Below are 25,006 nucleotides of genomic sequence, written 5' to 3'. Positions count from 1 at the left end.
ATTGGGTTTCGCCGTGCACACGGGGCGCTCCCAGCGGCTGGCTGACCGTTTTACCGTCGTTGTTATGTCAGGTAAGAGTCAGGGTGGTAAACCAATCGACCAAAGACCATCGTAGTCCAGCCGACGGCTTCATCACGGCTGTCTCAGGCGTGTCGTCGACGGAGAGCGCCGGCGGGCGCCGAGGGGAGGCCAGACACAGCCGCCGCCGTCTCGTCCTGTACTTACAGGAACAGGTCGCCTGCACCCGCAATCCGGCAGGGATGCCTCTGGGAGCGCATGCGCCAGGGCTTCCAGTTGCAGGACAGCGTCGGCCTGAACCCGCGCATCGAGCAACAGCGCCTGTGGTTCGCCAGTAACCCGTCTTTCCTCGAGAATGCCGGCGAACGCGGCAGTCTCTATATCCACTACATCGTCGAACGCCTCGAAGAGCGCAACATGCCGCTGGAACTGGCCCTGCTGCCAGTGATTGAAAGCGCCTACAACCCGATGGCCTATTCGCGGGCCGATGCCTCGGGGCTGTGGCAGTTCATTCCGTCCACCGGCCGTTACTTCAACCTGCGTCAGACCCGCTTCTACGATGGCCGTCGCGATATCACTGCGTCGACCACAGCGGCCATGGATTACCTGACCCGTCTGCACGATATGTTCAACGGTGACTGGCTGCTGGCCCTCGCGGCCTACAACGCCGGCGAAGGTACGGTCAGCCGGGCGATCGAGCGCAATGAAAAACTGGGCTTGCCTACCGACTACTGGAACCTGCCGCTGCCGGCGGAAACTCAAGCGTACGTGCCGAAACTGCTGGCGCTGTCGCAAGTGGTACTGGCGCCAGAGGCATACGGGGTGAACCTCAACCCGATCGCCAACGAGCCGTACTTCCAGGTCGTCGAAATCAACCAGCGCATGGATCTGTCCAAGGTCGCTGCGGTTGCCAATATCGACGAAGACGAACTGTTCCAGCTCAACCCGGCCTTCAAGCAGCGCACCACCATCGACGGCCCGCAGCATTTGCTGGTACCCACGTCGAAGGCGCAGTTGCTGACTGCCAGTTTGCAGACCATGCGCCCTGAAGAGCTGATCAGCACACGTTCGCTGAAACCAGTGTTCGAGGGTGCCGATCCATCCGAAGTGGCCAAGCTCAAGCGCGCGTATCGCGTGAAGCGCGGCGACAACCTTGGCTCTATCGCCAAGGCCAACAAGGTCGAAGTGAAAGACCTGCAACGCTGGAACAAGCTCAGCGGCAAGAACCTCAAGGTTGGCCAGACCCTGGTCATGCAGGACACCAGCAAGCGCAGCCCGGCCCGCAGCAATGGTCGGGTCAACACCGTGGTGGCGGCCAACAGCAAGACCAAAGGCAAAGCCGACAGCGCGCAGCAGACCCAGTACAAGGTCAAGCGCGGCGACACGCTGTACGTCGTAGCCAAGCGATTCAACGTTGAGATGCAGCATCTCAAGCGCTGGAATCCGGGTGCGGGCAAGGCATTGAAGCCGGGGCAGATGCTCACGGTTTATCAGCCGCACTGACAGAAGAGCCCCTGGACCCAGGGGCTGTTTTTCCAAGACTCACACACCCCTGCAGGAGCGAACTTGCTCGCGAAGAACCTGAGAGCGCCGCGGGGTGACAGATTCCCAGCGTTATCGTGATCGACCATCGCGAGCAAGCCCGTCCTTCCAAATACGCTATCTTTTTCCTGTCCAGACAAGCTGTTACTGTACGGCCCACAAAGCCCAAGCCGCCTGGATCGGATCTGACTTGAAGCGTCCCCTCCTCCTGCTCCTCATCAGCCTGGCCTTGAGCTCAACCGCAAGCGCGACGATCACCGAAAGCCACGGTTATGCGCAGTTCGGCACGCTCAAGTACCCGGCCAGATTTACCCACTTCGACTGGGTCAACCCGCAAGCGCCCAAGGGCGGTACGTTGCGGGTGATGGCGTTCGGCACCTTCGATACGGTCAACCCTTACACCTTCAAGGGCACCAGCCCGGTCACTACCGCCAATTTCCTTCAATACGGCATCAACGAGCTGAACGAGCCGTTGATGGTCGGCACCGGCCAGTACTCGCCGTCCGGCGATGAGCCGGCGTCCAGTTACGGCTTGATCGCGCAGTCGGTGGAATACAGCGAAGATCGCAGCTGGGTGGTGTTCAATCTGCGCCCGGAAGCCCGTTTTCATGACGGTACGCCGATCACCGCCTACGACGTCGCGTTCTCCTATCGACTGCTGCTCAAGGAAGGTCATCCGCTGTACCGCACTGCGTTGCAGGAAGTGTCGCGGGTCGACATCCTCAACTCGCAGCGCATTCGCTTCGTGATGAAACGCTCCGGCAATCCGTTGCTGATCCTGCGCCTTGGTGAACTGCCGGTGCTGCCGCAGCATTACTGGAAAGACCGCGACTTCAAGGCCACCACCTTCGAGCCGCCGCTGGGCAGCGGCCCTTACCGCATTACCTCGGTGACGCCGGGGCGGCAGTTGATCTTCGAGCGAGTCAAGGATTACTGGGGAAAGGATCTCGCGGTCAATCGCGGCAAGTACAACTTCGATCGCATGGAAGTCGAGTTCTATCGCGACAGCGACGTCGCCTTCGAAGCGTTCAAGGCCGGCGAATTCGATATCTACATCGAGCATCAGGCGAAGAACTGGGCCAACGGCTACAACTTCCCGGCCGTGCGCCGTGGCGACGTGATCAAGGCGCAAATCCCGCATCAGATCCCGACGCAGAGTCAGGGTCTGTTCATGAACACTCGACGAGCAACCTTCTCTGACGTCAAAACCCGCGAAGCGCTGGGCCTGATGTTCGACTTCGAGTGGACCAACCGCGCACTGTTCAGCGACGCCTACAAACGCACTACCAGTTACTACCCCAACAGCGAATTCAGCGCCAGCGGTCTGCCGGTCGGCCATGAATGGCTGATGCTCAAGCCGTACAAGGAACAATTGCCGGCCAAGCTGTTCAGCGAGCCGTTCACGTTGCCGCAAACCGATGGCCGTGGCATTCCCCGGGAAACCCTGCGCAAAGCCCTGGCGCTGCTGGCCGAGGCTGGCTGGAAGCTCAATGGCCAACGCCTGCAGAACGCCGCCGGTCAACCGCTGAGTTTTGAGCTGCTGCTGGTCAACCCGAATCTGGAACGCATCCTCCAGCCGTACATCGAGAACCTCACGAGCATCGGCGTCGATGCCCGGTTGCGAACGGTCGATCGCGCGCAGTACAAGCAACGTCTCGACCAGTTCGATTTCGACATGATCCTGATGACGCTCAATCAGACCCTCAGCCCAGGCCTTGAGCAGTGGCAGTACTTCCACTCCAGTCAGGCCGGGGTCAAGGGCAGCAAGAATTACGCGGGCATCGCCAACCCGGTGGTCGATCACCTGCTCGAACAATTACTCGCCGCGCGCAACCGCGACGAACAGGTCGCCGCCGGCAAAGCGCTCGACCGCGTGCTGCTCTGGCAGCACTACAGCATTCCCAACTGGTACCTCAATTACCACCGCCTGGCCTACCGCAACCGGTTGGCCTTCGTCACCACGCCGCCCTATACCCTGGGCCTGAGCGCATGGTGGCTGAAGTCTTCGGAGAAAGATCGATGAAGCCCATCCGCGCCCTGCTCGTCCAGGCCAGCGGCTTGCTGTTCGCCGGGCTGGCCTTTGCCGCCCCGCAACACGCCGTGACCCTGTATAACGAGCCGCCGAAATACCCGGCCGATTTCAAACATTTCGATTACGTGAACCCCGACGCGCCAAAGGGCGGCCTCTTCCGTCAGGCCGGGTTCGGCGGCTTCGACAGCCTCAACCCGTTCATCAGTAAAGGCGTGCCCGCCGATGATATCGGGCAGATCTACGACACCCTGACCAAACACAGCCTCGACGAGCCCTTCACCGAATACGGTCTGATCGCCAGCAAGATCGAAAAAGCCCCGGACAACAGCTGGGTGCGTTTCTATCTGCGCCCCGAAGCGCGCTTCCACGACGGTCATCCGGTGCGCGCCGACGATGTGGTATTCAGCTTCAACACGCTGACCAAGGAAGGCTCGCCGCTGTATCGCGGCTATTACAGCGACGTGGCCGAAGTCATCGCGGAAGACCCGCTGACCGTGCTGTTCAAGTTCAAGCACACCAATAACCGCGAACTACCGCTGATTCTCGGCCAATTGCCGGTGTTGCCAAAACACTGGTGGGCCGACCGCGATTTCACCAAGGGTAATCTGGAGATCCCGCTGGGCAGCGGCCCGTACAAGGTCGCCGAAGTAAAGGCCGGCCGTTCGATACGGTACGAGCGGGTCAAGGATTACTGGGGCAAGGATCTGCCAGTCAATCGTGGCTTCTACAACTTCGACACGATGACCAGCGATTACTACCGCGACAACACCGTTGCCGTCGAAGCGTTGAAGGCCGGTCAGTTCGACTACTGGCTGGAGATGACCGCAAAAAACTGGGCCAACGCTTACAACATTCCGGCCGTCACCGAGGGGCGTTTGATCAAGGAGTTGATCCCCAACAGCAACCCGACCGGCATGCAGGGTTTCGTCTTCAACCTGCGTCGCCCGGTGTTTCAGGATGTGCGGGTACGTCGGGCGCTCGGCCTGCTGTTCGATTTCGAATGGACCAACAAACAACTGTTCAACGGCGCCTATGTGCGCACCCGCAGTTACTTCGAAAACTCGGAAATGGCTGCCACGGGCCTGCCGGATGCCGACCAGCTGGCAATCCTCGACCCCTTTCGCGGAAAAATTCCCGAGCAGGTGTTCAGCGAGGCGTTCCAGAACCCGCACACCGATGCCAGCGGCATGATTCGAAACCAGCAGCGTCAGGCCTATCAACTGCTGCAGGAGGCCGGCTGGCGCATCGTCGACGACAAGATGGTCGATGCCACCGGCAAACCGGTGACCATCGAGTTCCTGCTGGCCCAGACTGAATTCGAGCGGGTGCTGCTGCCGTTCAAGCGCAACCTCAGCGATCTGGGGATCGACCTGGTGATCCGTCGGGTCGACGTCTCCCAGTACATCAACCGGGTGCGCTCTCGGGACTTCGACATGATCGTCGGCGGCTTCCCGCAGTCCAACTCGCCAGGCAATGAACAACGGGAGTTCTGGATGTCTGCCGCCGCCGACAAGCCCGGCAGCCGCAACTCCATGGGTCTCAAGGACCCGGTGGTCGACCAGCTGGTCGAGCAACTGATCAACGCCGATTCGCGCAAAAGCCTGGTGGCCCACGCCCGGGCGCTGGACCGCGTGCTGCAATGGGGGTATTACGTGATCCCCAACTGGCACATCAAGACCTGGCGCGTGGCTTACTGGAACCACATCGGCCATCCGAAAATCTCACCGACCTACGATATCGGCATCAACACCTGGTGGATCAAGCCGGATGCCAAACCGGCGATAGAGGTCGAAACCAAACTGCAAACCGACGCTGCGGGCACGGAGTAATCAGATGCTGGCGTACATTTTTCGACGACTGCTGCTGATCATCCCGACCTTGCTGGGCATTCTGCTGATCAACTTCGTGATCATCCAGGCCGCCCCGGCGGCCCGGTGGAACAGATGATCGCCAAGCTCGAAGGCTTCGAAGGCGCCACCAGCCGCATTGCCGGCGGCGGTGCCGAGGTGTCGGTGGCGGGCTCCTCGTATCGCGGCGCGCAAGGGCTGGACCCGGCGCTGATCAAGGAAATCGAGCACATGTACGGGTTCGACAAGTCGGCCCCGGAACGCCTGTGGATCATGGTCAAGAACTACGCTTCGCTGGACTTCGGCGACAGCTTTTTCCGCGACGCCAAGGTCATCGACCTGATCAAGGAAAAGATGCCGGTGTCGATCTCGCTGGGGCTGTGGAGCACGCTGATCATGTACCTGGTGTCGATCCCGCTGGGGATCGCCAAGGCCACGCGACACGGCAGCCACTTCGACGTCTGGACCAGCTCGGCGATCATCGTCGGCTATGCGATCCCGGCGTTCCTGTTTGCGATCCTGCTGATCGTGGTGTTCGCCGGCGGCAGTTATCTGGACTGGTTCCCGTTGCGCGGGCTGACCTCGAACAACTTCGATGAACTGAGCTTCGGCGGCAAGATCCTCGATTACTTCTGGCACTTGGCATTGCCGGTCACGGCGCTGGTGATCGGCAATTTCGCGACCATGACCCTGCTGACCAAAAACAGCTTCCTCGACGAGATCAACAAGCAATACGTGGTCACCGCCAAGGCCAAGGGCCTGACCCGCCATCGCGTGCTGTACGGCCATGTGTTTCGCAACGCCATGCTGCTGGTGATCGCCGGATTTCCCTCGGCGTTCATCGGCATCTTCTTCACTGGCTCGTTGCTGGTGGAAGTGATCTTCTCCCTCGACGGTCTCGGCCTGATGAGTTTCGAAGCGGCGATCAACCGCGATTACCCGGTCGTGTTCGGCACGTTGTTCATCTTCACCCTGCTGGGCCTGGTGGTGAAGTTGATCGGCGACCTCACCTACACCTTTGTCGATCCGCGTATCGACTTCGAAAGCCGGGAGCATTGAGATGAACCTGTCCCCACTCAATCGTCGGCGATTTGAACTGTTCAAGGCCAACAAGCGCGGCTGGTGGTCGCTGTGGCTGTTTTTGGTGCTGTTCGGCCTGAGCCTGGGCGCCGAATTGATCGCCAACGACAAACCGCTGGTGGTGCATTACGACGACGGCTGGTATTTCCCGGCGATCAAGCGCTACCCGGAAACCACCTTCGGCGGCGAATTCCCGCTGGAAGCCAACTACAAGAGCCCGTACATCCGCGAACTGCTCAAGGCCAAGGAGGCGTGGGTGCTGTGGGCGCCGATTCCCTACAACTACCAAAGCATCAACTACGACCTGAAAGTCCCGGCCCCGGCGCCACCTTCAGCGGACAACCTGCTGGGCACCGATGACCAGGGCCGCGACGTGCTGGCGCGGGTGATTTACGGCTTCCGCATTTCGGTGCTGTTCGCGCTGACACTGACCGTGTTGAGTTCGATCATCGGTGTGATTGCCGGCGCCCTTCAGGGTTTTTATGGCGGCTGGGTCGACCTGGCCGGGCAGCGCTTCCTGGAGATCTGGTCCGGGCTGCCGGTGCTGTACCTGCTGATCATTCTCGCCAGTTTCGTCCAGCCGAATTTCTGGTGGCTGCTGGGGATCATGTTGCTGTTCTCGTGGATGAGCCTGGTCGACGTGGTGCGCGCCGAGTTCCTGCGCGGGCGCAACCTCGAATACGTGCGCGCGGCGCGGGCGCTGGGGATGCAGAATGGTGCAATCATGTTCCGCCATATCCTGCCCAACGCCATGGTCTCGACCATGACTTTCATGCCGTTCATCCTGACCGGCGCCATCGGCACCCTCACCGCCCTCGACTTCCTGGGTTTCGGCCTGCCGCCTGGTGCGCCGTCCCTGGGTGAACTGGTGGCCCAGGGCAAATCCAACCTGCAGGCGCCCTGGCTAGGCATGAGCGCCTTCGCGGTACTGGCGTTGATGTTGAGTTTGCTGGTGTTTATCGGCGAGTCCGCTCGCGATGCCTTCGACCCGAGGAAGTGAAATGAATCAGGACAATCTGGTCGAAGTGCGCGACCTCGCCGTTGAATTCGGTTTCGGCGAGCGCGTGCATCGCGTCGTCGAAGGCGTGAGCTTCGACATTAAACGCGGCGAAACCCTTGCGCTGGTCGGCGAATCCGGCTCGGGCAAATCCGTGACGGCGCATTCGATCCTGCGCTTGCTGCCCTACCCGATGGCGCGCCACCCGGCCGGCAGCATCAACTACTCCGGGCAAAACCTGCTGGGCCTCAGCGAAAAGACCCTCCGTCACATTCGCGGCAACCGTATCGCGATGATCTTTCAGGAGCCGATGACTTCGCTCAACCCTCTGCATTCCATCGAGAAGCAGATCAACGAAGTCCTCGGCATCCACAAGGGCCTGACCGGCAAAGTCGCGACCAAGCGCACGCTGGAACTGCTGGAGATGGTCGGCATCCCCGAGCCACACAAGCGCCTCAAGGCCCTGCCCCACGAATTGTCTGGCGGCCAACGCCAGCGCGTGATGATCGCCATGGCCCTGGCCAACGAGCCTGAGCTGCTGATTGCCGATGAGCCGACCACTGCTCTGGACGTGACCGTTCAGCTGAAAATCCTCGATTTGCTCAAGGAATTGCAGGCCAGATTGGGCATGTCGCTGTTACTGATCAGTCACGATTTGAACCTGGTACGAAGAATTGCGCATCGCGTATGTGTCATGCAGCGCGGTTGCATCGTCGAACAGGCATCGTGCGCAGAGCTGTTCCGTTCGCCGCAGCATCCGTACACTCGGGAATTGCTCGGCGCGGAGCCCAGCGGAGGCCCGGCGACCAATAAAATCGGGGCGCCGTTGCTCGAAGTCGAGAACCTGAAAGTCTGGTTCCCGATCAAGAAAGGCCTGCTCAAGCGCACGGTGGATTACGTCAAGGCAGTGGACGGCATCAATTTCAGCCTGCCTCAGGGTCAGACCTTGGGGATTGTCGGTGAAAGCGGTTCCGGTAAATCCACCCTGGGCCTGGCGATTTTGCGGCTGATCGGCAGCAAAGGCGCGATCCGTTTTGAAGGCAAGCAGCTAGACTGCCTGACGCAGAATGAGGTTCGCCCGTTGCGTCGGGAGATGCAGGTGGTATTTCAGGACCCGTTTGGCAGCCTGAGCCCGCGCATGTGTGTCAGTGACATCGTTGGCGAAGGCCTGCGGATTCACAAGATGGGCACCGCCGAGGAACAACAGGCGGCGATTATTGCGGCATTGAAGGAGGTAGGTCTGGATCCGGAAACCCGGCACCGCTACCCCCACGAATTTTCCGGTGGGCAACGGCAACGCATCGCCATTGCCCGGGCCCTGGTGCTGAAACCGGCGCTGATCCTGCTGGACGAGCCAACTTCGGCGCTCGACCGGACGGTGCAGCGGCAAGTGGTGGAGCTGTTGCGTTCACTGCAAGCCAAGTACAACCTGACGTATTTGTTCATCAGCCATGATTTGGCTGTTGTTAAAGCGCTGAGCCACCAGTTGATGGTGGTCAAGCAGGGCCAAGTGGTCGAACAGGGAGACGCGCAAAGTATCTTTGCCGCCCCCAACATCCGTATACACAGCAGTTGCTGGAAGCCGCTTTTTTGGCACCAGCCACTGCGCAATAACCTGAAAGAGGAGCAACACATGGGTTTTCTCGCCGGTAAGCGCGTACTGATCGTCGGTGTCGCCAGCAAGCTGTCCATCGCATCCGGCATCGCTGCCGCCATGCATCGCGAGGGCGCTGAGCTTGCCTTCACTTATCAGAACGACAAACTGAAAGGTCGTGTTGAAGAATTCGCCCAAGGCTGGGGTTCGAGCCCTGAGCTGTGCTTCCCGTGCGACGTGGCCAGCGATGAAGAAATCGCCAAGGTCTTCGAAGCACTGAGCAAGAAGTGGGACGGCCTGGACTGCATCGTCCACTCCGTTGGTTTCGCACCGGGCGACCAACTGGACGGCGACTTCACCGAAGCCACCACCCGTGACGGTTTCCGCATCGCTCACGACATCAGCGCCTACAGCTTCGTGGCCCTGGCCAAAGCCGGCCGCGAAATGATGAAAGGCCGCAACGGCAGCCTGCTGACCCTGTCGTACCTGGGCGCCGAGCGCACCATGCCTAACTACAACGTAATGGGCATGGCCAAGGCTTCGCTGGAAGCTGGCGTACGTTACCTGGCCGGCTCCCTGGGCCCGGACGGCACCCGCGTCAACTGCGTATCGGCTGGCCCGATCCGTACCCTGGCAGCGTCGGGCATCAAGAACTTCCGTAAAATGCTGGCCGCCAACGAAGCGCAAACGCCGCTGCGTCGCAACGTCACCATCGACGAAGTCGGCAATGCCGGCGCCTTCCTGTGCTCCGACCTGGCGTCGGGCATCAGCGGCGAAATCATGTACGTAGACGGCGGCTTCAACACCACCGCCATGGGTAACATCGAAGAGTAATCTTCGCCTGGCCCATAAAAACCCGCCGACTCCGGCGGGTTTTTTGAGTTCAGTTCCGAGTCAGATGCCCGCCACCGGGCATGGCCCGCCCGCATCGGCCCACAGCTTGAATTGCTCGACAAAAATATCGTGTGGTACCGGCACGGGCGCCCGCCCTGCTCCGGGGTTCCAGCCCCAGAGCACCAGTTTGTCCTCGCTGACGTGTTTGATCAGCGCGGCAAAGTCGCGATCGCCGTTGCTCGAACGATCCTTGATCAGCGCGCAGAGTTTGTCCGGTGGCAGGCCGATCCAGGCCATTTTGTGGGATGCCGGTGGCAGGCTCCAGTGCGGCGCACCCGGTGGCGCGTGCGGGCCGTAACTGGCCGGCGGATTGTTTTGCGCGTGACAGGTGGCGCACGGCAAACCGGCGGCCCCCTTGCCGTCCATGCCGCGCACCACGTTCATTGCATGAGGAATGCCCGCGTCGAACTGCAACGGCGAATCACCGGGAATATGGCAGTTCTGACAGCGCGGGCTCTGGAACACTTTCTGCACCGTGCCGAAGGCTTTCAACGCCTCCTGATCATCGGCAAACAGATCCGAGGCATAACCACCCAACCCCAGCAAAACCACGGTGCCCAATAACAGATGTCGTCTCATCTCACACCCCCGACAGTTGCAGCGGCAACTCACGCAGGCGCTGCCCGGTCAGCGCGAACACGGCGTTGGCCACCGCCGGAGCGGTCGGCGGCACACCGGCCTCGCCGATGCCGCCGGGCTTCTCGGAACTGGGCACGATATGCACTTCAACCACCGGCATCTCATTGAGGCGCAGCACTTGATAGTCGTGGTAATTGGACTGCTCCACCTTGCCGTTCTTGAAGGTCAGTTTGCTGTGCAAGGCAAACCCCAGGCCGAAGGTAATGCACGACTCCATCTGCGCCGCGATGCTCTGCGGGTTGACCGCAATGCCGCAGTCCACCGCGCACACCACCCGATGCACGCGAATCGCCAGGTTGTCCTGGGACACCTCGGCCACCTGGGCGACGTAACTGCCGAATGACTCGTGCACCGCCACGCCCAACGCATGGCCATCCGGCAACGTTGCCTTCCAGTTGGCTTTTTCCACGGCCAGGTTCAGCACGCCGAGATGCCGCGGATGCTGCTTTAGCAGGGTTCGTCGGTACTCCACCGGATCCTGGCCCGCCGCCTCGGCCAGTTCGTCGATGAGCGATTCCATGACGAATCCGGTATGGGTATGCCCCACGGAACGCAGCCACAGCACATTGATGCCCGTGCTCGGCGAATGCAGTTCGACCTGATGGTTGGCCAGGTGCTGCAGATAGGGACTGTCCGCCACGCCCTCGACAGAGGTCTTGTCGATGCCATCCTTGACCATCGTTGCCTCGAGCATGGTGCCGGCCATGATCGACTGCCCGACCAATACATGCTGCCAGGCGATGGGCAACCCACCCGCATCCAGGCCAATGCGCGCCTGATGCAGGAATGCCGAGCGGTAATAGCCGCCACGGATGTCGTCTTCGCGGGACCACACCGTCTTCACCGGCGCGCCTGCGGCCTTGGCCACCTGCACCGCTTCGGCAACAAAATCCGAAGTCGGATTGGCGCGGCGGCCAAAGCCACCTCCAAGGAACTCGGTATGAATCTCCACCTGCTCGGGCTTCAACCCGGTAATTTTCCCGGCGATCATCTGGTCCAGCGTCTGAAACTGGGTGCCCGTCCAGATCTCGCACTTGTCCTGGGTGATTTTCACCGTGCAATTGAGCGGTTCCATCGGTGCGTGGGCCAGGTAAGGCACGCTGTATTCGACATCGATGGTTTTCGCCGCCTTGGCCAGGGCGGCCTTGGCATCCCCGGCCTTACTGGCAGGCAGGCCCGGGGTGCCGGCCAGCTTGCGGAAACTCTCCAGCAATTGCTGGCTGTCCAGGCCAGTGTTCGGCCCCAGGTCCCAGTCAATCTTGAGTGCATCGCGTCCCAGCTTCGCCGCCCAATAGTGATCGGCGATCACCGCCACTCCGCTGGGCACCTGCACCACTTTGTGCACGCCCGGTATCGCCAGTGCCTCGGCGCCTTCAAAAGATTTGACGTGGCCACCGAACACCGGCGTGCGAGCAACCATGGCGGTCATCAACCCTTCGAACTGCACATCCATGCCGAACCTGGCCCTGCCGGTGATTTTCTCCGGCGTGTCCAGGCGCTTGGTGGGTTTGCCGATCAGCTTCCAGTCCTTGGGCTCCTTGAGATTGATCGAGGCCGGGTCCGGCACCGGCAACTGGCCGGCTTCATCGGCCAGTTCACCGTAGGTGACCCGATTATCTGCGGCGATGACCACCCCCGATTCGGTACGGATCGTCGAGGGCGCGACATTGAAGCGCTTGGCCGCCGCGTCGATCAGCATCAAGCGCGCCGCCGCACCCGCCTGGCGGTAGCGATCGAACTCCATCCAGGTGGAGGTCGAGCCGCCGGTGATCTGCATGCCGCCAAACCCCGGCATGCCGTAATCCGCCGCTGATGCGGGCGAGTGTTCAACACGGATTTTCGACCAGTCAGCGTCCAGCTCCTCGGCAATCAACATGGTCAGGCCGGTCCAGATACCCTGGCCCATTTCCGAGTGCCCGAGCAGCACGGTGACGCTGTTGTCGTTGCCGATTCGCAAGAACGCATTCGGTGCGAATACATTGCCCTGATTCTCCGCGCCTTGGGCGAAGCGGTGAGCACCGGGGACGACAAACGCCACCACCAACCCGCCGCCCAACACGGCACTGCCCTTGAGAAAACCCCGACGCGATACTGGACTGTTCATCAGCTACCTCCCACAGATTGAATCAGCCGATTTCGGATGCACGCTTTACCGCTGCGCGGATCCGCGGATAAGTGCCGCAGCGGCAGATGTTGCCGGAGAGCGCCTGATCGATATCGCTGTCGGTGGGTTTGGGGATTTTCGCCAGCAATGCAGCGGCAGACATGATCTGTCCCGACTGGCAGTAACCGCACTGCACCACGTCGAGTTCGGCCCAGGCTTGCTGCACCGGGTGCGAACCATCGGCGGACAGGCCTTCGATGGTGAGGATTTTCTGCCCATGGGCCACGGCTGTAGCGGGCGTGATGCAGGATCGCAGCGGCGCGCCGTCGACGTGCACGGTGCAGGCCCCGCATTGCGCCATGCCACAGCCAAATTTGGTTCCAGTCAGGTGCGCGACATCGCGCAGCACCCACAGTAGCGGCATGTCCGCAGGGACATCCAGAGCCTGGTCCTTGCCATTGATGTTAAGCGTCAGCATTGCGGGTTTCCTCAGACTCACGGTGTTCTGAAGGAGCGTCGCTGTGGCCGATCAATGCCCACGCACGCCTCGAGTTATCCCTACAGCTAAGCGCAAAATAGCGGGCGAGACCGGTTCATCGACCACCGGTCATGCCATTAGAGTAGCCAGCCAGTGTGCAATGGCCCGAGCCAGGGGTGCGCATCAAGCGCTTACCCCTGTGAGGCGCTGACCCAAATGATGCTGGGCTAACAGGCGCATCACGTAGCCTATCTTTAGCAGGGTGGGCCCGATGATGGTCATGGCGTGAAACGACACCAAAGCGGGGATAGGCAAATGTCCGCCGTACAAATAGGCGCCGTAGATGCCGGCCACGAGCAGGGCAAGGCCGGCTCCGAGGATGCGGCTGGACAGGAGCAGGACATTCTGGGGATGGCTGAAGAAGCTGAACATTTTCCGGTACTCCTGACGTTGTTCGGGTACGAGAGATATATCAAGTCTCGTGCCAGCTTCCTGCGCCTTGAAAATCAATGAGATGGAGCGCATCAAGTCATAATGACAATCGTTTACTGAGGTCGATTTGACTCCAAAAGTTGTCCGAATGACTATGCCATACATATTCGCCAGACCGAGCCTTTGGCCGCCGGAGCCATTACACTCAACGACTCACCTGCCAAGGATTCGAACATGAAGCGCGCGGTTGCCAGGAATGAAGATCAGCGTCCGCTGTTCTGGCGCGATGATGCCCTGCCCTTTATCGAAGCGCGTTCCATCGCCGACGGTCGCGAGGTGTGTTATACGCGCCATTCCCACGCGCATTTTTCCATCGGTGCGATCACGGCTGGACGCAGTACCTATCTCCACGATCAAGCGCACTCGCAAGTCAGCGCCGGCACCGTCGTGCTGATGAACCCTGGCGACGTGCACGCCTGCAATCCCATCGACGATGAGCCCTGGTCGTACCTGATGTTTTATGTCGACACGGCCTGGCTTACCGATCTGCAGCACCAACTGGGCTTCAGCCCCGACCTGGCGTTTCGCCGCTTTTCCCTTACGCACGTGCGCGATACCAGCCTGTTTGAGGGACTGATCGGGGTGTATGAGGCGCTGATCGATCCGCAGCAGGACCACCTGCACAAACACAGCGTCCTGGTGGAGTTTTTCAGCGACCTGCAGCTGCGGCTGAACCCGGCCGGGCAAGCGCTGCGCGAGCCCAACTTCAAGCTGGAACGTGCAGCGGATTTCATTCGCGACCACTGCACTCGGTTGCTCAAGCTTGAAGACATATGCGCGGCCGCCCAGTTATCGCCGTCGTATCTGATCCGCGCGTTCAAACAACATTATGGGATGACGCCCCACGCCTTCCTGATCAATCGCCGCATCCAGTTTGCCCAGGACCGTCTGCGCAGCGGCAAGTTGATTGCCGATGTGGCGCTTGAAGCGGGATTTTCCGATCAGGCGCATTTTCAGCGTGCGTTCAAACACCACCTCGCCGCTACGCCCGGCCAATATCAAGGCAACAGCAGATAACCCGCACTCATCACCAGCAAGGCCGCCATCGCCCGATTGAACAGGCGCATCCCCCGCGGGTTGTTCAGATACCCGCGCAAAAAGTCCCGGCGTAGGCCCAGCACCCAACCGACAGATAACAGATCACCAGGTACACCGCCGCAAATTGCCAGACCAGCCGTGCCTCACCGTCAGCGACAAACGCGCCCATGCCCGCCACGCAGGCCAGCCAGGCTTTCGGGTTGAGCCACTGCATGATCGCGCCATACAGCATCGAGGGCGCGCGGGTCGACCTCGCAGTATCGACCTGGCCATCGTCGGCCGCCAGTTTCCAGGCCATGAACAGCAGGAATGCCACACCCGCCAGTCGCACCACCTGCGTCAGCGCCGGCCAGCGCTGCAACACTTCATGCAACCCCAGCCCCATCAACACCAGTAACACCACGAAACCCAACGTGGCGCCCAGAACATGCCGTTGGCTGGCGCGCAGGCCAAACTGCGCGCCGGAACTCAAGGCCACAATATTCACCGGCCCGGGGGTGATCGAAGCCACCAGCGCAAACGCGGCCATGGAAACAATCAAACTCATCGCAAACCTCTTCCACTCGGTTGAATTGGCCCCCAGACTAAGAAATTGCCAGCCCCGAGTATTGAACAAAACACCCCTGGGCAGGCGCACGCACCTGCCGCCGGGAGCACTCCTGACGCTCCGGGCGAATTCTTTGTCGATTTACCGGTGGAGCCCCGGCGCGACGCCCCCTATGCTCACGCCATGAACCTACAAAACGCTTCCTTACCGCCCCGCAACGAGATGGTCCGCGCCATGCTTGAACGTGACACCGCCTACGAGGGGGTGTTCTTTACCGCGGTCAAGACCACCGGCATCTTTTGCCGTCCCAGCTGCACGGCGCGCAAACCGAAACCGGAGAATGTCGAGTTCTTCGCCCATGCCGATGAATGCCTGTCGGCGGGCTATCGTGCCTGCCTGCGCTGCAAGCCACTGGACGCTGCGGCCATTGCCCCGGACTGGGTGCAAAGGCTACTGGGCGCGGTAGACGCCACCCCGGAGCGACAATGGTCCGATGCGCAACTGCTGGCCGAGGGCATCGAGCCGTTGAAGCTTCGGCGCTGGTTCAAACAACATTTCGGCATGACCTTCCACGCGTGGCTACGCACCCGCAGATTGGGCATGGCGCTGGGCGGCATTCGCCAGGGTGAGTCCATCGACCACGCGGCGTTCGATTCGGGATATGAATCCCTGAGCGGTTTTCGCGACGCGTTTCAAAAGTCATTCCACATCACCCCAGGCAAAGCAGCCGACAGTGAGCCCCTGCTCTTCACCCGCCTGACCACGCCCCTGGGGCCGATGATCGCCATGGCGGAGCGGCGCGGGCTGGTGATGCTTGAGTTTCTTGACCGACCGGCACTGACCCGGGAGCTTGAAGCGCTGCAAAACCGCTATGGCTACGTGATAGCGCCCGGGCACAACGCCCATTTGCGCCAGATCGAAGACGAACTGGCGCAATACTTTGCGGGCAAGCTCTGCGAATTCAGGGTCGCGCTGCATCTGCCAGGCAGCGAATTTTCCAGGCAAGTGTGGGCCGAGCTGGTGAAAATCCCCTACGGCCAGACCAGTACCTATGGCGCCATTGCCGCGATTCTCGGCAAGCCCGGCGCCAGCCGCGCCGTCGGCCTGGCCAACGGGCACAACCGGGTCTCCATCGTCGTCCCTTGCCACCGGGTGATCGGCGCCGATGGCTCGTTGACTGGCTACGGCGGCGGCCAGCCGCGCAAGGCATTCCTGCTGCGCCTGGAGAACGCGGCACTGCAGCTCAGCCAGTTGAGCCTGCCGGGCATGGCGCGCGAAGAAGCATGAGCGCCCTGCCCGACGCGTGGTCGGCTGCCAGCGAGTTTCTGGCCGGCATCGATGATGACTGGCGCCGACACATCGCCACCGTTGGTCCTTGCCTGCACAAGCCACACCCAACACGGGATCCCTATGAATCCCTGGTGCGCTCGATTGCCTACCAACAACTGCATGCCAGGGCCGGCGACGCGATCGTCGGGCGTTTACTGGCGTTATTCCCCCAGGAAATTTTCCGCGCCCGGAGCAGATCATCGCGACTGATTTTGACGCGCTGCGCAGCTGCGGTTTTTCGGCAAGCAAGATAGCGACCATTCAGGGCATCGCCGAAGCGGCGGTGAGTGGCGTGGTGCCCGATTACAACACCGCGCGGGTGATGGACGATGAAGCGCTGATCGAGCGCTTGATCACCCTGCGCGGGGTTGGCCGCTGGACCGTGGAGATGCTGCTGATCTACGGCCTTGAGCGCCCGGATATTCTGCCGGCGGATGACTTCGGGGTGCGTGAGGGGTATCGGCGGTTGAAGGGTTTGGAGGTGCAGCCTACTCGCCGGCAGATGATTGAGATCGGGCTTGACTGGAAACCTTATCGGACAGTGGCTTGCTGGTACTTGTGGCGGGTACCCGGCAAATAGGCCGGGTTTATTTATCAACATGCGTTTGCGTCGCAGTTTCGCCTGATCCGCGGGATGCCGTGTGGCACACGCCCCCGCGGTCAGGCTCCATTTTTCTTCCCCAATAACGCATCGAAACAACCAGGCTTGACGGAAACGCCGATAGTGTCGATCGATAGAACGCGCAGCCATCCTCGGCATGAGCGTTAACCACATTCTGTAGATAACCTGCGGCTTCATTTCCCCAATGTTCCTTCGCTTTAACTTCAATGTTTGGTGATGCTTGAATCATTTCGTAAATATACATCCTTGATCACCTGCAAATGCTTCTATTCCTTTGAACACAACTCGCAACTGCTTTATCGCCAGGCTGGTGCTGGATGAACAGCCTAGGGGCCAAACTATGCCCCGTGATAGAGAGCGCAATGGGGACCTTTTTACGTAATTCAATTGACGCGGTAGTAGCGAAAATACTTTGTAGTGGGGATGAGGCGTGGTGCGCAACTTCTTGCGCACTACTGCGCAAGAAGTTGCGCACTTTTCCGAAAAAGTTGCGCAAGAAGTTGCGCACTAAAAAATGAGCCTTATAGCAAAAATAAATCTATCTCATTGTAATTTAACGATATTTTAAACTTGGCATAAACCTTGATCTGTTAAGTCAGGCCTTGGCAGGCAATTCGGCCTCTGAGGTCCCCTTTATCCAGCAAGGAGCATCACCATGGCTACACCCGCTTACATGTCCATCACCGGCACCAAACAAGGCCTGATCACCGCCGGCGCATTCACCGCCGATTCCGTTGGCAATACCTATCAGGAAGGTCACGAAGACCAGGTCATGGTGCAAGGCTTCAGCCACGAAGTGATCATCCCGCGTGACCCGCAGTCGGGCCAGCCGACCGGTCAACGTGTGCACAAGCCAGTGGTCATTACCAAGGTCTTCGACAAGGCCTCGCCACTGCTGTTGGCCGCCTTGACTTCCGGCGAGCGTCTGACCTCGATCGAAATCCAGTGGTACCGCACCTCGGCTGCGGGCACGCAGGAGCACTACTACACCACCAAGCTGGAAGACGCGATCATCGTCGACATCAAGGACTACATGCTCAACTGCCAGGATCCAGCGAATTCGCACTTCACTCACCTGGAAGACGTGCACTTCACCTACCGCAAGATCACCTGGACCCATGAAGTCTGCGGCACTTCCGGCTCCGATGACTGGCGCACCCCTGTCGCCGGCTAAACCTGAGCGACCCGCCTCGGCCCGGCCTGTTGCGACAGCGTCGGGCGCTGCGCGTGGCTGAGACGTTCAGCCGCGTGTGGTCATGCTCTGTACCTGCGGTCAGCGGGTGCAGGACTTGGCGTTCATTTCAACGGACTCTAACTTTCGACCAAGGACACGCTTATGTTCGCTTCGGCCAATACCGCGCAGTTCGACCTGCTGATCTCGCGGTGCGCCATGACTTTAAAGTGCTGGCGTTTCACGGCAGTGAGACTCTCAGCAGCTTGTATGCGCTGCAGTTGGAGCTGGTCAGCCAGCGCCCCGATATCGATCTGGAAGGCTTGCTCAGACAACCGGCGTTTCTTCAATTTGGCCTCAATGGCGAAGGTCTGCATGGCTGCATCGAAGATGTGTGGGTGGGCGACGCCGGTCCACGCTTGACTCGTTATCACCTGACACTGGTCCCGGCCCTGCACTACTTGCAGTTCTGCCACCAGCAACGGATTTTTCAGCAACTGACGGTCGCGCAAATCATTGCCCAGGTCCTCAAGGGCCACGGCATTTTGGCCGATGCCTATACCTTTCATGTCAGCAGCAGCCCAGCACGCGAATACTGCACCCAGTACGGAGAAAGTGATTTCCAGTTTGTCCAGCGCCTGTGTAGTGAAGAGGGCATGGCCTGGCACCATCAGCACAGTCCACAGGGGCATCATCTGGTCTTCACTGACGATCAGACTTTCTTTCCTACCCTCGGGACCACGCCGTACCAGCAAGGTAGTGGCCAAGTGGCCGATCATCCGGTGGTGCGGCATTTCAGCCAACGTTTCAGCACCCGGACCAGCAAGGTCACCCGCCACCATTACGACTTCACCCGCCCCAGCCTGTTGCTGGAAGGCCAGTGCAGCGCGCAATTCAACCCGGCGCTGGAGGACTACCGTTCGCCACTGTTGATCGACAGTAAGCGGCGCGGCCGCCAGCTGGCCCGTCAGGCTCTGGAGCGGCACCGCGCTGACTACCAGTTGACCGAAGGTAAAAGTGATCAGCCGAACCTGCGCAGCGGGCATTTTTTCACGCTGAGCGAGCATCCGCGTTCGTCCTGTAACGCCTTGTGGTTACTGCTCGGTGTGCAGCACGAAGGCAAGCAGCCGCAGGTGCTGGAAGAGTCCATCAGCAGCGATGTCAAGCCAGAGGATGGCTTCACCCAAGGCTACCGCAACAGCTTTAGCGCCATTCCCTGGGACGTGTTCTATCGTCCACCGCTGGTCACGCGCCCGTCGGTACTGGTCAGCCAGACGGCGCGGGTCACTGGTCCAGCCGGGGAAGAGATTTATTGTGATGAATACGGTCGGGTGAAAGTCGAGTTCCATTGGGACCGGAGCGAGCGTGGCAGTGAAAAGAGCAGTTGTTGGCTGCGGGTCTCATCGAGCTGGGCTGGAGAAAGCTTTGGCGCGGTAACGATCCCGCGCATCGGTATGGAAGTGGTGGTCACCTACCTGGAGGGTAACCCCGATGATCCGTTGATCACCGGTTGCGTGTCCAATAAGGTCATGCCTGTGCCGTATCCCTTGCCGGCGAATAAGACCCGAACCGTGCTGCGCAGTGACAGCTCGCCGCGCAATGGCGGCTACAACGAACTGTCAATTGAAGACCGCGCCGGACAGGAGCAGATCTACCTGCGTGCCCAGCGCGACCTGAAACAGTTGATCCTCAACGACAGTGAGACCCAGATCGGCCAGGACCGCCGTGAGCAGATCACTCAGGACAGTCGTAGCCTGATTGGGCGTGACCGCTTTGAACAGGTCGATAACCACAGCACCAGCCTTGTCCAGGGCAACGAGCAGCACACCACCCACGGCGAGCGCAACACGCTGATCGGTGGCAATGACCTGATTTCCATCACTGGCAACAGCAGTACCACCGCGAGCGGCACGTTGGTCATTCAGGCTGGATCCCAAGCCCATGTCACCGCGACCAATGTGGTGATCGATGCCGGCATGAGCCTGACGCTTGCGGCGGGTGGTCAACATATCGTGATCAACTCAGGGGCATTTTTAGCAGCGTGGACATTGTTGAGGGTGGGGCACCTGTAGCAGGTGTTCCTTCGCTTCAGGCCGCACAGGTGCCGGTTGGCGCAACCCAGGCGACTATCGCCAATCCGCCGTCCACGCCCGCATCAACCGTTGTTGCGGGCAGCTCCGATCCAGAGGAGGAGGAAGAAGAGGAGGAACTGGAAGCGTCGGAGGAAGCACCACCCGCTGGCATCACCCTGCGTATTGGCGTGTTTTTCGATGGCACGCTCAACAATGCGAACAACGGTGCGCTCGGTCTGCTGTGTGGTGCAAGCCACCCCATCAAACCCGCAGACCTGGATGCGACTTGTAAACCGTACATGAGTGATCGGGACAGCAGCTATGCGAACGACGAGTCAAACATCAAAAAGCTCAGTGATTTGTATTTTGCTCCTGAATGAGATTCAGGACGCCGGTGAGCAGCATCAGCTGTTTCGAATGCTCTACATAGAGGGCATCGGTACGTCATCGGGCCAAGCGGATAGTTTGATGGGCGCCGGTATGGGCCGTGGTGCAACAGGCGTGAGCGGCAAGGTAGAGCAGGCTTTTAGTGAAATAGAAAGAATCATCTTCAGTTTCATTCAAGTCAAGCCGGACTCTAAAATCCTCAACCTGACGTTCGACACCTTTGGTTTCAGCCGTGGCGCAGCGGCAGCACGGCACTTTGCCAACGAAGTAGCGCTGGGTCAGCACGGTCCCTTGGGGCAAACCATCAAAACAAATCGCCGAGCGTTTCACGAGACCTTCAGCGGTGACTACCAGCGTGATATTGAGATGGGCTTTATCGGACTGTTCGATACTGTGGCTGCTGTGGGTGGGCTGGATAACCTGGGTTATATCCGTAGCCAAAAGGCGCCGGGGATCAAACTCCACCTGCCCCGAAGCTTGTTCCCCAACGTCGTCCAATTGGCCGCGCGCGATGAAGTTCGTGCCAACTTCCCTTTGACCCGTGTTAAAGCAGATCATCCTGAATACACGCTGCCCGGGGTCCATTCTGACATCGGTGGTGGTTACTTCCTGAGTCCGATGAACTCTTGCTGGTCAGCCCGATGCAGGCGCTGGATGTTCCCGTCACCACGGACGTTAAATACACCTCGATCTATCGTGACGCGCAACAGGCAAAAGCCCAGTGGGAAGCCAAGGGCTGGCCGGCCGAAATGCTGGAGGTCGTGACGCCGTATGTTCGGGGGTTACGACCTTCTGAGCAGGACCGTATGAACCCTTACAAGCGCGTTTATGCAGCATTGCAACTCAAGCGATCCGTGCGAGGCGAGTTGTCGCGGGTGTATCTGCGGGTGATGTACGAGTTTGCTAAGCGACAGGGAGTGCGTTTCATACCGTTCAGGGAGCATCTTTCGAGCCATGCAATTCCAGCGGAACTTCAAGCACTGTGTGACCGCTTTATCGCGGGGGACTACAGCACCACAGCCGAGGAAGAGCACCTGCTCAAACTAAGGTATATCCATACCTCTGCCAACTGGAATCCTCCCACCATTCTGCGTGGCTCCGTGCCAAGGACCAGTGCCGGACTACTGTATTTCAATGCCCCCACGACGGACGGAATCCGCGTGCAGCATCCCCATATCCCCGACTAGGAGTCACGATTATGCGAACACCATGGATCTTGTTAGGAGCTTTGTTTCTCAGCGGTTGTCAGGCTTCGGGTCTCTCTTGGGGGCGCTTGGACCCGGATGCCGGGCCGTGGGCGCTGGGTTTTGTCACGCCGTACTTGATGGATGGTTGGGTTGAGGACAGCGCCACCGTCGATGTCGATGGGAATCTGTTTCGTAGAATTGGCAGTGGAGGCGCTGCCGGTGGAGGAAAAAACGGCAGTAAAGGAGCTCGTGGCTGGGCAGTAAAGGGGGAGGTACCGAGAGGAATGTCAGAGATGCAAAGCTGCCGGTGCGGATTTACGTGCGCTGGCAATCGGTGGTCGAACCGCAAACCTATCAAGGCTGGATTGAGATACCGGAAAGTGCGCGGCAGGTCATGCGCGCGGCGTTGCGCAAGGATTGCCAACAATTCCCCGAGACGGCCTCGATATTAAAGATTGCTTCTGTAAGGCTCGGCCTAGCACCTGGCGGCGTTGTGCAAATCTGGGTACTTGATGAGTGTATGCATCCGGTCAAAGTCGCACGCGGTCAGGCTGAGATCGAGCCCAAGGGTCCTGATCTTGGACGATCTGGATATCCCCCATGCAGGAAGCCTCCAAACGTTACATCGAACAATATGGCATTCCCTACGGCAGCTGGTAAATCGTCGTAGGTTTAGCTCGCCACTCGGCGGGCTTTCGCTATCCGATGATGGGTTCCATCCCCACAGCTCATTAATGCACCCACCACGGACGGGATCCGCGTGCAGCATCCTCATGTCCCCGACTAGGAGTCACGACTATGCGAACACCATGGATCTTGTTAGGCGCTTTGTTTCTCAGCGGTTGTCAGGCTTCGGGTCTCTCTTGGGGGCGCTCGGACCCGGATGCCGGGCCGTGGGCGCTGGGTTTTGTCACGCCGTACTTGATGGGGGGCTGGGTTGAGGAGAGTGCCACCGTAGATGTCGATGGGAACTTTTACCGTCGAATTGGCAGTGGGTGGGCCGCCGGCGGAGGGAAAAATGGCACTGAGCTGGCCCGTGGCTGGGCAGTAAAGGGGGAGGCACCGAGAGGAATGTCAGAGATGCAAAGCTGCCGGTGCGGATTTACGTGCGCTGGCAGTCGGTGGTCGAACCGCAAACCTATCAAGGCTGGATTGAGATACCGGAAAGTGCGCGGCAGGTCATGCGCGCGGCGTTGCGCAAGGATTGCCAACAATTCCCCGAGACGGCCTCGATATTAAAGATTGCTTCTGTAAGGCTCGGCCTAGCACCTGGCGGCGTTGTGCAAATCTGGGTACTTGATGAGTGTATGCATCCAGTCAAAGTCGCACGCGGTCAGGCTGAGATAGAACCCAAGGGGCCTGCTCTCGGGCTCTCCGGCGGAAGTTACTTCCCGCAATCTGAAGCCTCCAAACGCTATGTCGAACAATACGGAATCCCCTATGGGAGCTGGTAAATCGTCGTAGTTTTAGCTCGCCACTCGGCGGGCTTTCGCTATCCGGTGATGGGTTTCATCCTCGTAGCTCATTAATGCACCCACCACGAGCGGGGTCCGCGTGCAGCATCCCCATGTGCCCGACTAGGAGCCACGATTATGCGAACACCATGGATCTTGTTAGGAGCTTTGTTTCTCAGCGGTTGTCAGGCTTCGGGTCTCTCTTGGGGGCGCTTGGACCCGGATGCCGGGCCGTGGGCGCTGGGTTTTGTCACGCCGTACTTGATGGATGGTTGGGTTGAGGACAGCGCCACCGTCGATGTCGATGGGAATCTGTTTCGTAGAATTGGCAGTGGAGGCGCTGCCGGTGGAGGAAAAACGGCAGTAAAGGAGCTCGTGGCTGGGCAGTGAAAGGGGACGGCACCAAAAGGGATGTCAGAGATGCAAAGCTGCCGGTGCGGATCTACGTGCGCTGGTAATCGCCGGACCGGCCGGACCGCCCTTGTTGGTGTTTCAAACGGCAAGATTTTCCAGCGAATAGACGTCTTCATCCTGCTCATCAACCTCTTTGATCTGCGCGATCATCGCCTCTGCCAGCGGCGATAACCGATACCCCGCGCGGCTGACAATCCCATAGCGCGTGTACATCTCCTCCAGGTCATCAGCCAGCCCCTCGACCTTCAAACACACCAGCTCACCCTTGGCGTGATGCAGCGCATCAGCGTAGGCGCCGACAATACCGATGGCGTCTGAACGCATCACCACACTCAGGAGGCTGTAGCTGTTTTCGCACTCCACATTCGGCGTGAAATCCGGGCGGCCGCTGAGGTCGACGATCACCTTGCGCAGGTTCGGCGGGCGGATAGTCACTGCCATCGGATAACTCATCAACTCGGTTGCACTGACGCTGTCGCGGCCCGCCAGTGGATGTCCGACGCGGCAGCAGAAATGCCATTTACGCGGGCGCAGGCGATGGGTCAGGTAAACCGGGTCGGCCTCGAATTGCCGGGTGTCAGCCACAAAAAATTCGAATTCCTCGCTCAACAGACGCTTGCTCAGGCTTTGCCAGTCATCCACCTGAAACTGCACCCGCGCTTTCGGATAGCGGCCAATGAAGCTGCCGATCGCCCTCGGTATCAGCCCCGCCGCCGGCGCCGGGCCGCAACCGAAACGTAGCTCGCCCGCTTCCAGCCCATTGAACTGGTTGATCTCGTTAGCCATCTGCTGCGCCCCGCTGACCAGGCGTCGTGCGTGCTCAAGCAGCACCTGCCCCTGCTTGGTCGGCGCCAGGTCCTTACGTCCGCGATCTACCAGCTGACACCCGACGCTGTGTTCCAGGGCCTGGATGCTGCGGCTGAACGCCGATTGCGAGAGGTTCACGGCCAGCGCGCCGGCGACAAAGCTGCGCTGATCCGCCAGAGCGATGAAGTGACGTAGTTGACGCAAATCGATATGCATTTTTCACATAAAAAATATCGGGTAAATGCATTGGATATGCATTAG

At 59.8% G+C, this 25,006-nt stretch carries 14 protein-coding genes and 7 pseudogenes; 14 read left to right on the top strand and 7 right to left on the bottom strand.

The features are described 5' to 3' along the window. Nucleotides 1–108: 108 nt before the first annotated feature. From JFT80_RS16225 to fabI, 7 genes and pseudogenes are all read left to right on the top strand, one after another. Nucleotides 109–1,521 (top strand): LysM peptidoglycan-binding domain-containing protein, encoded by a 1,413-nt coding sequence (locus tag JFT80_RS16225; RefSeq protein WP_374091365.1) that lies wholly within the window; start codon nt 109–111, stop codon nt 1,519–1,521. Nucleotides 1,522–1,750: 229 nt separating this feature from the next. Beyond that, on the top strand, nt 1,751–3,583 hold the full coding sequence (locus tag JFT80_RS16220) for an extracellular solute-binding protein (protein ID WP_201148548.1): 1,833 nt from the start codon (nt 1,751–1,753) through the stop codon (nt 3,581–3,583). Continuing rightward, nucleotides 3,580–5,421 carry an extracellular solute-binding protein gene (locus JFT80_RS16215; protein WP_201148547.1) on the top strand — a complete coding sequence of 614 codons (1,842 nt, stop codon included), beginning with the start codon at nt 3,580–3,582 and terminating at the stop codon, nt 5,419–5,421. Before JFT80_RS16220 ends, JFT80_RS16215 begins: the two co-directional genes overlap by 4 nt. A 4-nt stretch (nt 5,422–5,425) precedes the next feature. After that, nucleotides 5,426–6,498, top strand: a pseudogene (locus tag JFT80_RS16210) (microcin C ABC transporter permease YejB). Nucleotide 6,499: 1 nt separating this feature from the next. After that, a complete protein-coding gene (locus JFT80_RS16205; RefSeq protein WP_201148546.1) occupies nt 6,500–7,519 on the top strand; it encodes an ABC transporter permease in 1,020 nt (339 codons plus the stop codon). 1 nt (nt 7,520) lies between these two features. Then, nucleotides 7,521–9,130, top strand: a pseudogene (locus JFT80_RS16200) (ABC transporter ATP-binding protein). Between the two features lie 19 nt (nt 9,131–9,149). Next, nucleotides 9,150–9,944 (top strand): enoyl-ACP reductase FabI, encoded by a 795-nt coding sequence (fabI, locus tag JFT80_RS16195; RefSeq protein ID WP_007910591.1) that lies wholly within the window; start codon nt 9,150–9,152, stop codon nt 9,942–9,944. A 60-nt stretch (nt 9,945–10,004) separates the two neighbouring features. Here fabI and JFT80_RS16190 read toward each other — a convergent pair whose 3' ends face one another. From JFT80_RS16190 to JFT80_RS16175, 4 genes are all read right to left on the bottom strand, one after another. Then, nucleotides 10,005–10,583, bottom strand: a complete 579-nt coding sequence (locus JFT80_RS16190) for a hypothetical protein (RefSeq protein WP_201148545.1) — start codon at nt 10,581–10,583, stop codon at nt 10,005–10,007. Nucleotide 10,584: 1 nt separating this feature from the next. Then, nucleotides 10,585–12,747 (bottom strand): xanthine dehydrogenase family protein molybdopterin-binding subunit, encoded by a 2,163-nt coding sequence (locus tag JFT80_RS16185; RefSeq protein ID WP_201148544.1) that lies wholly within the window; start codon nt 12,745–12,747, stop codon nt 10,585–10,587. A 22-nt stretch (nt 12,748–12,769) separates the two neighbouring features. Next, nucleotides 12,770–13,225 carry a (2Fe-2S)-binding protein gene (locus JFT80_RS16180; RefSeq protein WP_201148543.1) on the bottom strand — a complete coding sequence of 152 codons (456 nt, stop codon included), beginning with the start codon at nt 13,223–13,225 and terminating at the stop codon, nt 12,770–12,772. A 183-nt stretch (nt 13,226–13,408) separates the two neighbouring features. Beyond that, on the bottom strand, nt 13,409–13,657 hold the full coding sequence (locus JFT80_RS16175) for a transmembrane sensor/regulator PpyR (RefSeq protein ID WP_122839654.1): 249 nt from the start codon (nt 13,655–13,657) through the stop codon (nt 13,409–13,411). A gap of 234 nt (nt 13,658–13,891) precedes the next feature. Here JFT80_RS16175 and JFT80_RS16170 point away from each other — a divergent pair, with 234 nt between their 5' ends. Further along, nucleotides 13,892–14,734: an AraC family transcriptional regulator gene (locus JFT80_RS16170; protein ID WP_201148542.1), complete on the top strand. Its 843-nt coding sequence runs from the start codon at nt 13,892–13,894 to the stop codon at nt 14,732–14,734. Here JFT80_RS16170 and JFT80_RS16165 read toward each other — a convergent pair. After that, nucleotides 14,716–15,302 (bottom strand): annotated as a pseudogene (locus tag JFT80_RS16165) (LysE family translocator). The gene JFT80_RS16170 and the pseudogene JFT80_RS16165 sit on opposite strands and share 19 nt — an antisense overlap. Nucleotides 15,303–15,485: 183 nt before the next feature. Between JFT80_RS16165 and JFT80_RS16160 the strand changes: the two are divergent. Next, entirely contained in the window at nt 15,486–16,589 is a 1,104-nt protein-coding gene (locus JFT80_RS16160; RefSeq protein WP_122839651.1) for a bifunctional transcriptional activator/DNA repair enzyme AdaA, read from the top strand. Continuing rightward, a pseudogene (locus JFT80_RS16155) lies at nt 16,586–17,211 on the top strand (DNA-3-methyladenine glycosylase). Before JFT80_RS16160 ends, JFT80_RS16155 begins: the two are co-directional and overlap by 4 nt. A 7-nt stretch (nt 17,212–17,218) precedes the next feature. Here JFT80_RS16155 and JFT80_RS16150 read toward each other — a convergent pair. After that, the gene (locus tag JFT80_RS16150) at nt 17,219–17,497 is read right to left on the bottom strand and encodes a hypothetical protein (RefSeq protein WP_242482966.1); all 279 of its coding nucleotides are present in this window, start codon (nt 17,495–17,497) and stop codon (nt 17,219–17,221) included. 411 nt (nt 17,498–17,908) lie between these two features. Between JFT80_RS16150 and JFT80_RS16145 the strand changes: the two genes are divergently transcribed. The 4 genes and pseudogenes from JFT80_RS16145 to JFT80_RS25580 all read left to right on the top strand — a co-directional run bounded on the left by JFT80_RS16145 (nt 17,909) and on the right by JFT80_RS25580 (nt 23,524). After that, nucleotides 17,909–18,427 (top strand): Hcp family type VI secretion system effector, encoded by a 519-nt coding sequence (locus tag JFT80_RS16145; protein ID WP_201148541.1) that lies wholly within the window; start codon nt 17,909–17,911, stop codon nt 18,425–18,427. 162 nt (nt 18,428–18,589) lie between these two features. Then, nucleotides 18,590–22,070: pseudogene (gene tssI, locus JFT80_RS25585) on the top strand (type VI secretion system tip protein TssI/VgrG). Nucleotides 22,071–22,081: 11 nt separating this feature from the next. After that, nucleotides 22,082–22,730: pseudogene (locus tag JFT80_RS16125) on the top strand (DUF2931 family protein). A 138-nt stretch (nt 22,731–22,868) separates the two neighbouring features. Then, nucleotides 22,869–23,524, top strand: a pseudogene (locus tag JFT80_RS25580) (DUF2931 family protein). A 492-nt stretch (nt 23,525–24,016) separates the two neighbouring features. Here JFT80_RS25580 and JFT80_RS16115 read toward each other — a convergent pair. Further along, the gene (locus JFT80_RS16115) at nt 24,017–24,961 is read right to left on the bottom strand and encodes a LysR family transcriptional regulator (RefSeq protein ID WP_201148516.1); all 945 of its coding nucleotides are present in this window, start codon (nt 24,959–24,961) and stop codon (nt 24,017–24,019) included. Between the last annotated feature and the right edge of the window lie 45 nt (nt 24,962–25,006).

The organism is Pseudomonas sp. TH10 (genome assembly GCF_016651255.1).
Classification (GTDB): Bacteria; Pseudomonadota; Gammaproteobacteria; order Pseudomonadales; family Pseudomonadaceae; genus Aquipseudomonas.
The sequence above is the reverse complement of the archived record's forward strand: the minus strand, read 5'-3'. Positions and strand labels throughout refer to the sequence as shown.

Coding starts and splice junctions, on each gene's coding strand:
- JFT80_RS16215 (WP_201148547.1), top strand. CDS start 3,580: ATGAAGCCCATCCGCGCCCTGCTCGTCCAGGCCAGCGGCTTGCTGTTC.
- JFT80_RS16205 (WP_201148546.1), top strand. CDS start 6,500: ATGAACCTGTCCCCACTCAATCGTCGGCGATTTGAACTGTTCAAGGCC.
- fabI (WP_007910591.1), top strand. CDS start 9,150: ATGGGTTTTCTCGCCGGTAAGCGCGTACTGATCGTCGGTGTCGCCAGC.
- JFT80_RS16190 (WP_201148545.1), bottom strand. CDS start 10,583: ATGAGACGACATCTGTTATTGGGCACCGTGGTTTTGCTGGGGTTGGGT.
- JFT80_RS16185 (WP_201148544.1), bottom strand. CDS start 12,747: ATGAACAGTCCAGTATCGCGTCGGGGTTTTCTCAAGGGCAGTGCCGTG.
- JFT80_RS16180 (WP_201148543.1), bottom strand. CDS start 13,225: ATGCTGACGCTTAACATCAATGGCAAGGACCAGGCTCTGGATGTCCCT.
- JFT80_RS16175 (WP_122839654.1), bottom strand. CDS start 13,657: ATGTTCAGCTTCTTCAGCCATCCCCAGAATGTCCTGCTCCTGTCCAGC.
- JFT80_RS16170 (WP_201148542.1), top strand. CDS start 13,892: ATGAAGCGCGCGGTTGCCAGGAATGAAGATCAGCGTCCGCTGTTCTGG.
- JFT80_RS16160 (WP_122839651.1), top strand. CDS start 15,486: ATGAACCTACAAAACGCTTCCTTACCGCCCCGCAACGAGATGGTCCGC.
- JFT80_RS16150 (WP_242482966.1), bottom strand. CDS start 17,497: ATGTATATTTACGAAATGATTCAAGCATCACCAAACATTGAAGTTAAA.
- JFT80_RS16145 (WP_201148541.1), top strand. CDS start 17,909: ATGGCTACACCCGCTTACATGTCCATCACCGGCACCAAACAAGGCCTG.
- JFT80_RS16115 (WP_201148516.1), bottom strand. CDS start 24,961: ATGCATATCGATTTGCGTCAACTACGTCACTTCATCGCTCTGGCGGAT.